Below are 1,347 nucleotides of genomic sequence, written 5' to 3'. Positions count from 1 at the left end.
GTTCGGACGCGTCGCGCGCGGCCAGCGCCAGCACCGGAAAATCAGGGCCGACCAGCGCCAGCGGGCCGTGTATGACCTCGGCGGCGATGGCCAATGAGGCTGCGCTGAAATTCAAGGAGACCTGCGGCATGCATGCGGAAGCCTACAGCGCCGCCGAGGTCATGCACGGCCCGCTGGCGCTGGTCGGCCCTGATTTTCCGGTGCTGGCGCTGGCCGCGCGCGACGCGTCCGAACCGTCGATTGCCGAGGCCGCCGACAGCCTGGCGGCCAAGGGCGCGCCGGTGTTCGTCACCTCGGCACTTGCCCAACGCGCCGTGCGCCTGCCGCATGTCGCCACAGGCCATCCACTGACCGATCCGCTGACGCTGATCGTCTCCTTCTACATGTTCGTCGAGGCGTTTGCCCGCCATCGCGGTCTCGACCCGGACACGCCGCGCAATCTTCGCAAGGTGACGGAGACCGTATGAGCAATCGCTTTGCCCTGACTGGCGCCCGGATTTTCGACGGCGACGATTGGCATGAAGGCCACGCGCTGGTCGTGCGCGACGGTCTCGTCGAGGCCATTTTGCCCACGGGCGCCGTCCCCTCGGACATCGCCCTCGTCGACGCCGGTGACGGCCTGCTGGTGCCGGGCTTCGTGGACCTGCAGGTCAATGGCGGCGGCGGCGTCATGCTCAACGACCATCCCGATGTCGCTTCCATCGAGACCATCTGCCGCGCCCACGCGCCCTTCGGCACGACGGCGCTGCTGCCGACGCTGATCACCGACACGCCTGCAATCACGGCCGCCGCTGTCGCCGCCGGCGAGGCGGCGGCGCGCCAGAAGGTGCCTGGCTTTCTCGGGCTGCATCTCGAAGGCCCGCATTTGTCGGTCGCCCGCAAGGGCGCGCATGATCCGGCGCTGATCCGGCCGATGACGGATGCCGACCAGGCGATGCTGATCGCGGCGCGGCAAAAGCTGCCGGTGCTGCTGACCACCATCGCGCCCGAATCCGTCGAGCCGGCTCGCGTCGCGGCGCTGACTAAGGCCGGCGTCATCGTCAGCCTTGGCCATTCCGACACCGGCTACGCCACCGCCAGCGCCTTTGCCGCGGCGGGCGCCTCGATGGTTACCCACCTGTTCAATGCGATGAGCCAGATCGGCAATCGCGAGCCTGGCCTGGCGGGCGCCGCCATCGACATCGGCGCCTTGTCGGCCGGTCTCATCGCCGACGGCATCCATGTCGATCCGGCCACCATCAAGATCGCACTGCGCGCCAAGCAGGGGCCGGCCAGGATCGTTCTGGTCACCGACGCCATGGCGACAATCGGCACCGACATGACGTCGTTCACGCTCAACGGCCGTAC

General features: G+C 68.7%; 1 protein-coding gene and 1 pseudogene. Both read left to right on the top strand.

The genetic code is table 11. The annotated features are described in order from the left end of the window. Nucleotides 1-83: 83 nt before the first annotated feature. Nucleotides 84-467: pseudogene (locus tag EN884_RS36075) on the top strand (SIS domain-containing protein); the annotation flags it as partial. Continuing rightward, nucleotides 464-1,347 (top strand): N-acetylglucosamine-6-phosphate deacetylase (nagA, locus tag EN884_RS36070; protein WP_128361133.1); only part of this gene is annotated, 884 nt, incomplete at its 3' end. The pseudogene EN884_RS36075 and the gene nagA, both read left to right, overlap by 4 nt.

The organism is Mesorhizobium sp. M7A.F.Ca.AU.001.01.1.1 (assembly GCF_004022735.1).
Classification (GTDB): Bacteria; Pseudomonadota; Alphaproteobacteria; order Rhizobiales; family Rhizobiaceae; genus Mesorhizobium; species Mesorhizobium ciceri.
The sequence above is the reverse complement of the archived record's forward strand: the minus strand, read 5'-3'. Positions and strand labels throughout refer to the sequence as shown.